The sequence below is a fragment of the Acinetobacter sp. UBA3132 genome (assembly GCF_002364825.1).
Taxonomy (GTDB): domain Bacteria; phylum Pseudomonadota; class Gammaproteobacteria; order Pseudomonadales; family Moraxellaceae; genus Acinetobacter; species Acinetobacter schindleri.
This window is the reverse complement of sequence record NZ_DEZM01000143.1, coordinates 1-8,012: the sequence shown is the minus strand read 5'-3', so window position 1 is coordinate 8,012 and position 8,012 is coordinate 1. Positions and strand designations below refer to the sequence as shown.

3 protein-coding genes and 2 pseudogenes are annotated in these 8,012 nt (G+C 41.8%); 1 reads left to right on the top strand and 4 read right to left on the bottom strand.

The genetic code is table 11. The annotated features are described in order from the left end of the window. A pseudogene (locus tag B4033_RS07905) lies at positions 1-349 on the top strand (ion transporter); the annotation flags it as partial. A 114-nt stretch (positions 350-463) separates the two neighbouring features. On the opposite strand, the pseudogene B4033_RS07900 reads toward B4033_RS07905, so the two are convergent. From B4033_RS07900 to hsdR, 4 genes and pseudogenes are all read right to left on the bottom strand, one after another. Continuing rightward, a pseudogene (locus B4033_RS07900) lies at positions 464-1,021 on the bottom strand (FAD-dependent oxidoreductase); the annotation flags it as partial. Positions 1,022-1,149: 128 nt separating this feature from the next. Next, positions 1,150-2,616 carry a restriction endonuclease subunit S gene (locus tag B4033_RS07895; RefSeq protein WP_286833012.1) on the bottom strand — a complete coding sequence of 489 codons (1,467 nt, stop codon included), beginning with the start codon at positions 2,614-2,616 and terminating at the stop codon, positions 1,150-1,152. Further along, the gene (locus B4033_RS07890; RefSeq protein ID WP_286833010.1) at positions 2,613-4,175 is read right to left on the bottom strand and encodes a type I restriction-modification system subunit M; all 1,563 of its coding nucleotides are present in this window, start codon (positions 4,173-4,175) and stop codon (positions 2,613-2,615) included. The genes B4033_RS07895 and B4033_RS07890 overlap by 4 nt, the downstream gene beginning before the upstream one ends. A gap of 69 nt (positions 4,176-4,244) precedes the next feature. Then, entirely contained in the window at positions 4,245-7,703 is a 3,459-nt protein-coding gene (gene hsdR, locus B4033_RS07885) for a type I restriction-modification system endonuclease (protein ID WP_286833008.1), read from the bottom strand. Positions 7,704-8,012 lie beyond the last annotated feature (309 nt).

Here is an 8,012-nt window from a genome sequence, read left to right as displayed (position 1 = left end):
GACACCAATCACCCCCTTAGGCCGCTTTCTAGGGGCTTTAATTACTATTTTAGGGGTGGGTCTGGCAGCGCTTCCTGCGGGTATTCTGGCAAATGGTCTGGCCAATGAGCTGAGACAGCGCAAGCACAAACTGGAATTAAGATTTCGTGAACTGCTCGATGATGCAGAAATTGACTTAATTGAAGATCAAGAAAAAATTGAAATTTTACGTAAAGAAGTCGGACTGAGCAAAGAACAAATGCAGGATATCCTGTTAGAACTTATTCATGAGCGTAAGAAAGAACAACTCGAGCAGGAAAAAAACAAATATTTCTTCTGTCCACATTGTGGGCATAAGTTACCTGATTAAATTCGAACGTCAATGCAAGCGTATCATCACGAGCATCAGACCATCGGGTATGACGCTCGTTGCAGACAGATACTATTCACTCAATCCACTCGACTGAATCAGGATCAAATCCTCTCAGGCCAAAAATGCAGCGATGTCTTCCGCTATTGCCCGGGCTGTTCGGGAAACACCGACTAGCGTTGCCGAAGCAGCACCGGTCCATTCTCCATAGCCCACCAGCCATAAATTCGGCACCTTAACCGAGCGGCCGTTCTGAACCGCGATGGTCTGGTCTTGTTGGATAATTCCGAGGCTGCTGAGATGATTCAGCGCCGCCTTAAATCCAGTACACCAGATCACTGCATCCACTTGCGCTGTGCTGCCATCTTCCCAAATCACGCCATCTTCAGTGAACGCTGTAAATGGCCGTTCGCTATGTAGTACACCACGTGCACGTGCCTCTTTGACTGAATCAATCATGACAATATCTCCCAGACCACCAATGGGCTGATCAATTTTTCTGCCCTCCTGCTGGGCTTTCAGGCGCTCGGTCGCCCTTAAGAACAGGACACGGCCATCGACATCATCCGCCAGAAACTGCGGCGGTGTCTGGGTGATCCAAAGCGTTTCGGCCACCTGAGATACTTCTGCCAAGATTTGTGCACCAGAGTTACCGCCACCCACCACCATGACAACCAATATACGAAGCCTACTAGTAAAAGTATTCCTACCGTTCCTAATTCCACAACAACACCCACAACCGCACAAAAATATAGGTGTAGGTTTCCCTACACCTTAAAAAATGAATTAAATAACGTTATTTAAACTGCTTTAGCTTTCTTCGCCTTTTTCACCGGCTTACTTTCTTCTCTATCCGCCTGAATTTTGACAAGCAAGGCTTCAGCACTGTTTACCCCTGTAATCAGGTCTTGATGCTGTTCACGCCATTCAGCAGTCAGTTCACCACTAAAGGCTTTGGCTAAAATAGATTGAGTCAGCAAATTCACTCGTTTTTGAGCTGATTGGACTGCCGTTTCAATTAGACTAGCATTTTTAAATAAACTTTCGACTTGCTGAACAATCTCTTTCTGCTCTTTTAAACTAGGGTAAGGAATTGATAATTCCTTAATTTGACCTAAGAACAGATTTGATTGTGCCGTAGATTTAGATTTTTCATCAATTTGCTTTTGCAAATATGGTGACTGCAAGACATACATTAAGAATTTATTATCTATGAATGAGTCTAACGTCTTTACTAATGCAGCACTTCTAACCATGACATATTCATCATCTTTATCAACTAATGCTATACGACCGACTGAACCTGAACAGGAAATAAGTACATCACCTTTATTTGGATCACAACGTTTTCTTAACTTTGAGAATTCTTCTATACCAACATAATCTACATTCGACACATCAATATAACCATCACGAACATTTCTTGCCGATAGTAAATAATGACCTGCAGATTCTCTCTTAGGTGTGCTATGTTCACCATCAGTAATCTTTGAAGCGAAAGATTGTAAAGCTAGATTTCCCCAGTTTTCAGGTATTTCAAATAGAGTTTCAGCTCCTATGACTTCTAAGTCTTTTTTGATTTCTTTGCTCTTAATCAGACTATCTTTCAAATCTTGCAATTCTTTTATTTGTGGTTTTATCTTCTCTTGCTCTCGCCACTCTTCCGTCAATTTACCACTCACCGCATCCGCCAAAACCGACTGACGGAATTTCTTAAGAATGGCAGGAATAGCATCTAAACGGGCTTTAATTTGCTCCACTTGAGCAAGCATGACATCAAGCTGACGAACGATTTCTTGTTGTTCTGCTAATGGTGGTACTGGTAGATCATAAGTTGCAACATGTTTAGGCTGTGCTCTAGTCAATGACCCACCAACCCCTGAAACATTTGCACATAGTAGATTTCTGAATTCTAAACTTTGAAAATAATATCGATAAAAATTCGGTACTACATTACATTGTCTGAAAACGATCCATTCAGATGAGGCTATGTTTAAATAATCTGTATATTTACTAACTTGCCAAACACGATTAATCCTTGGGTTAATCTTACATAGTAAAACATCGTTTTTTTCTACGATTTGCTTTGAAGAACCAATTTCATTTGCTTGTAGTATTTCAGGGTAACCTTGTGGAAAAATTGGAACACTATAAAGCTCATAATACGTTTCATCATTTTTCAAAGGATTAAAATTATTTGCTCGATAATCATTTAAATTAGCAAATGAAGATTTCAACCATTCAACAGGCAAATTATCTAAACTCATGCCTGTTCCTCAGCGTTTAAACCTAGTGCATCTGCAAGCAATTGCTTTTGCGTATTGGCTTCATCGGTTTGACCTAAAGCTTTCATTAATGCATCTAATTCAACCAAAGCTTGAGTTAATTCAGACATTGCCTCACTTGCCAATACATGCGGTTCAGGTAAGTTTGCAGCATCCACGGCGTCATTGTCTTTTAACCATGAAATATCTAAAGAATCACCCTTCTGCTCTTTAATCCATTCACGGCTAAACTTACGCCAACGGCTGTTCTCTAACGTCTGTTCTTGGCTTGCTTCTGTCAGTGACCATTCACCCTCAGTACGTGGTGATAAACCTTTAGGGTCAGGGCCATACACAGTTTCAAAACCTTTTAAATGTGCTTCAGTAAATGGCGTACGCTTACCAAAACTTGGCATATTGGTACGTAGGTCATATACCCAAGTATCCGTGGTGCAGTGTTCATCTTGCAGTGGGTTGGCTTCTGTTCCTTTAGTAAAAAACAACACATTGGTTTTTACACCTTGCGCGTAGAAAATCCCTGTCGGCAAACGCAAAATCGTATGCACATTACATTTGTTCATCAGGTCCTGACGAATTGCTGTACCCTGTCCAGCTTCAAACAGCACGTTATCAGGTAATACCACGGCGGCACGACCACCTGGTTTTAAGTTCTTATAAATATGCTGTAAAAATGCCAATTGCTTATTTGAAGTGTTAAATGGCAAATCATCACGGGTAATACTCGCCTCACCACCTTTAGACGTACCAAATGGCGGATTGGCTAAAATTACATCCGCTTTTGGCAAGGCCTGCCCCACAGGACCCAATGAGTTACCCAGTTTAATTGCACCTTGCTCACCACCAATATCATGCAGTAAACAGTTCATTTGCGCTAAACGGCGCGTATTCGGAACAAGTTCAACACCAACAAAAGCATCTAAAGTATAGAACTGAGTTTCTTGTTCAGTCAGTGCATACAAATCATGGTGCTGTCGTATATACGCATCCGCAGCAATCAGGAAGCCTGCCGTACCACATGCTGGATCTTGAATCACTTCACTTGGCTTAGGTTGTATACAACGCACAATGCTGTTAATTAGTGGACGTGGCGTAAAGTACTGACCTGCCCCTGATTTGGTTTCGGTCGCATTCTTCTCAAGCAAGCCTTCATACAAATCGCCTAGTCCATCCGCTTTAATACTAAACCAGTCCAGCTTGTCAAATTCATTGATTAGTTGCTGTAAATGGCGTGGTTCACGTAAACGGGTTTGAGCATTGGCATAGATCGATGCAATCAGTTCATTCTGATTTTGAGACAAGTCCAAGAGCATTTGCTTATAGAAGTTTAATAGCTCAATGCCGTTATGATCTTTAAAATGCGACCATTTATATTGTTCAGGATAAATCTTGGCAAGTGTAGAAAACTCGTCATCCAGCTCATCGACCATTTTAACGAAGAGCAGCATCACCAGTTCAGACACATAATCGCTATAGTTAATCCCGTCATCTTTTAATACGTCGCAAAGATTCCAGAGTTTTTGGACAATACCGTTTTGAGTCATGTGCTGTTCTTCATTAGAAAATGTGAAAGGTATAAAAATAGAAATTGTATCGCGCGAGGATTGTAGCAGTTAAGACGCCTGCCACAACCCATCATGAATATCATCGACTAATTTTTCAACATCGCTATCAAGTAACTTACTCAAGCGTTTAACCCCACCGTCTTTAGCAAACTGATGGTGAATCATATTCTTGTCAACCACCACCTCTTTGGCAATAAACAGGGTTAATCGTGCCAACCATTGCTTTTGATCCTCAGTCCAAGCACGCTGCTGTAGAATCTTGTTTAGACCACGTTGATAACGTTCTTCCACCGATGAGATTTCTTCACCCAATGTTGAACGGCGAATCATAGAGATGATCTGTGATGCATAGGTTTGGTTTGACGCATTGCCACCTAGTGCCTGGGTTAGCTTGCTTTGGGTAAAACCTTTGCTGGTCAACAAGTTTTCCAGTTCTCGCAACTGCTCGCGAGTCAGATCAGATGGTCGTGTTACGACTGCTTTAATTGCTGCATTGTCATTCACGGCTGTTTTAATGAAGCTATCAAAATATTCCAGATAATCTTCAGGCTGTTGATGTGCCGTATCTACGACGCGTTCAATCAGTTCGTCTTTCTCGTCCGAGATAATTGGTAAATCCAAGGTGCCGAGAGCACTACGAACCTCAGCCAAACGTGCTTCTAAAATCGCACTGTTTTGCTGTAGCCAAGTACCAAGATCATCAATACCTTTAGCACGCAGCATCTGAGGTAGCTTAAAGGACTCAACCCCGAAGTTTTCTTTGATTTTTCCAAGTGCTTCACGCAATTTGCCTTGATCAGGATGATGTTTAAACTTCTCAGCTTTCCCTAAAATACGGGTAATCTTCTGAATAAACTCATCTAAGACCAAATCGGCTTGAGTACGCTGAACCTCATCCACAGAGGCTACAGCACATGCCTTAGCTTTCTGCATCAACTCCGGATCACTTAACTCACGAATCAACTGATCGATGCTGATATTTGGACGCACGACAATCGGCTGCATGGTATTCACTGCTTGCAAAGTCGCAAAAATATCTACGGCGTCGTATATACGGAATTCTGTTTTACCAATATCAGGACATAACCGAGTTGCACGACCGAGCATCTGTTCAAACAGCACACGTGAACGAACTTTACGCATAAACACCAAATTGCAGATCTTCGGTACATCAATACCTGTAGTAAGCAAATCTACAGTGACAGCAATATTCGGGAACTTATTCTTCTTAAAACGTTCAACCAATTTACTTGGCTGATCTGCATTGCCTGTGATTTTCACCACAGCATCATTATTCCAGTCTTTGCCATATTTCTCTTTGAACAGCTCATTTAACAATGCTACCACCTGATCCGCATGACGATCCGTCACACAGAAAATCATGGTTTTTTCATCACTGAGTGGGTTTAAGTCTTCTACTAAGGCTTGGCAAATCACTTTATTGAAGTTTTCGTTAATCACACTACGGTTAAAGTCGGCAACATCAAATTCCATATCATCTTGTAGTAGCGCCGTGGACTGCTGACCTGTTGCATTGGTCACCACCTGCACCGTTGTCCCCTCAGGAATTTCAATGCCTGCTTGGCTCAGTTTGGTGATGTAGCGAATCGGTTTGTCATAGTTGACTAAATAGCCTTCCTCTACAGCACGAGTAAAACTGTATGTGAATACAGGCTTACCAAAAATCTCTGTTGTATGTAGTGCTGGCGTTGCTGTTAAACCAATTAAGGTTGCATCAAAATAATCTAGGACACGTTTATAGGTCGACAAATACTGTGCTTCATCACGAATCGCTTCTTCACCCTCGGTCATTTCCTTATCTAAAGTATAACCTCGGTGTGCTTCATCAATGATAATACAGTCATAGTAATCAATCGGTAGTGGCTCATCACCATTGAATAAGCGATGTACCAAGCTTTGCACTGTAGCAACTTGAACTTCAGGACGTTCAGTAGTATCTACTCCTAAATTGGCAACCGTATAGATTTGTGCCAGGGTTTGGCCTTGCTCAATCACTTCAGCACCAAATGCATCAAATGCCTGTGTGCCCAAAGTAGAACGATCAACCAGGAACAATATATGCTTAAAACGCTGGCTTTTGATTAATCGGTACATTAGGCCAGTCGCTAAACGCGTTTTACCTGTACCTGTTGCCATAGCAAGTAAAATACGTTGCTTGTCTTTGGCAATTGCTTGCTCAACCGCTTTAATTCCTTCACGTTGATAAACACGATCATTAAATGGCAGAATCTCGGTCTGTTCTAAATATTCATCTGCACGAGCAATATCCTGCTCAAGCTTTCGCTTCAACCCTGCTGGTGAATGGAAACCTTGCAACACCTTAGAAATGTTAGATGGATGTCGTACATCACGGAACCAGATTCCGCCCTCATCAGCTAGACGCTTAGACTGCTTTTGACCATTACATGCATACACAAAAGGAATGTGGTAGACCTTTTCCTCAGATGTCCACGGCGTATTCTTGTATGGCTTGTCTAAATCAGACGCAAATTGAAAGCCTTGTGAGTAACGCTCCGCCTGACGAATATACTGACTGACGGTTTTGTTCTGCTTTTTTGCCTCGACCACTGCAACAGGCATCAAGCCTTCAAAAAGCACATAATCCGCAAAACCCTCTTCACCACCCAGTAATGTCGGATATTCTGCGATTGCAAGGTTTAAACCTTTTTGCGGGCGAACGCCGTTGCTATACCTTAAGAGCTGTGTATCTGCCTGCCAACCTGCGAGCTGAAGCTGTCGGTCAATAAGCCCACGTGTTTCAGCTTCGGACAATTCAAATGAAGCATTGGCTATATCCAATTGCTCATCTTCGATATGTATCTCAATACTAGATTGAGGTGCCTGCTGTTCCAGCTCTTTCACTTTTGCTTCATAGGCAGCGAGTTGAGCCTGTAGTGTTTGTGCTTCTACTTGCTGCTGTTGCTTAAGCTGTAGATTCTCTGCTTCTAGTTCTGCCAATTTATGTTGAATATCTGAGTGAACAGTTTGCTTGTCCTGTGCCGTACGCAACTGCTGCTGTAGCTCCATCAATTCAAAACGCATGCGCCGTGCTTCAAGCGTTGGATCAACAGGTGCTTCAAACTCAGGGAACAATTTGGTTTTCTGAGTAGTCAGAATATACAGCCACTGTGCCATTCGATACGATAACCGTAGAGAAGTCAAAGCATCACTATGATCGGTTTCGGCATCATGCGCACCTTTGTTACCATTAACACGCAAGGTATGTAAAACAGAGATAAAGTCAGCTTTCAGCTTGAGTCTATTCTCAAGTAAACGAATACGGGAGAGAAAATCCGCCTGTTCAGGGATTTCAAGTTGATTGGCTTGGGCTACTTTATTAACCAGAATCTCAGCAAATTTTCGGGTTTGTACAAGTGTATGCGCTGGTGCTGTGTAGTATGCAGCTTCCGCACTGACTAATAAAGCATGCATCAAAGGATCTACGTCCTTTGAAAAATCAAACTGAGACTCAGTTAAATTCATCATATTATTTACAACTATCTGTACTTTATTATGCTTTTATACAAAGCTCCCCTTAAAATAAGCATATCAGTTCACGTTATTTTTATTAAGAAAAATCTTTTGTACATAAGTCTAATTCAGGATTAAAAAATTACCCGAATATTTAAAAATTAGTCTAGCCATCTTCATCGAAGTTTGGTGGGGCTTAGCTGCCTTGTATCAAATCATAAAGCCGTGGTCCTCAAAACTTTCCTTTTAAGTTTCAAAGACAGAGGTAATTCTCTAACCAATGCGTCATTTTGTCGCATAAATTCCCTTCTAAAAATGATCGAT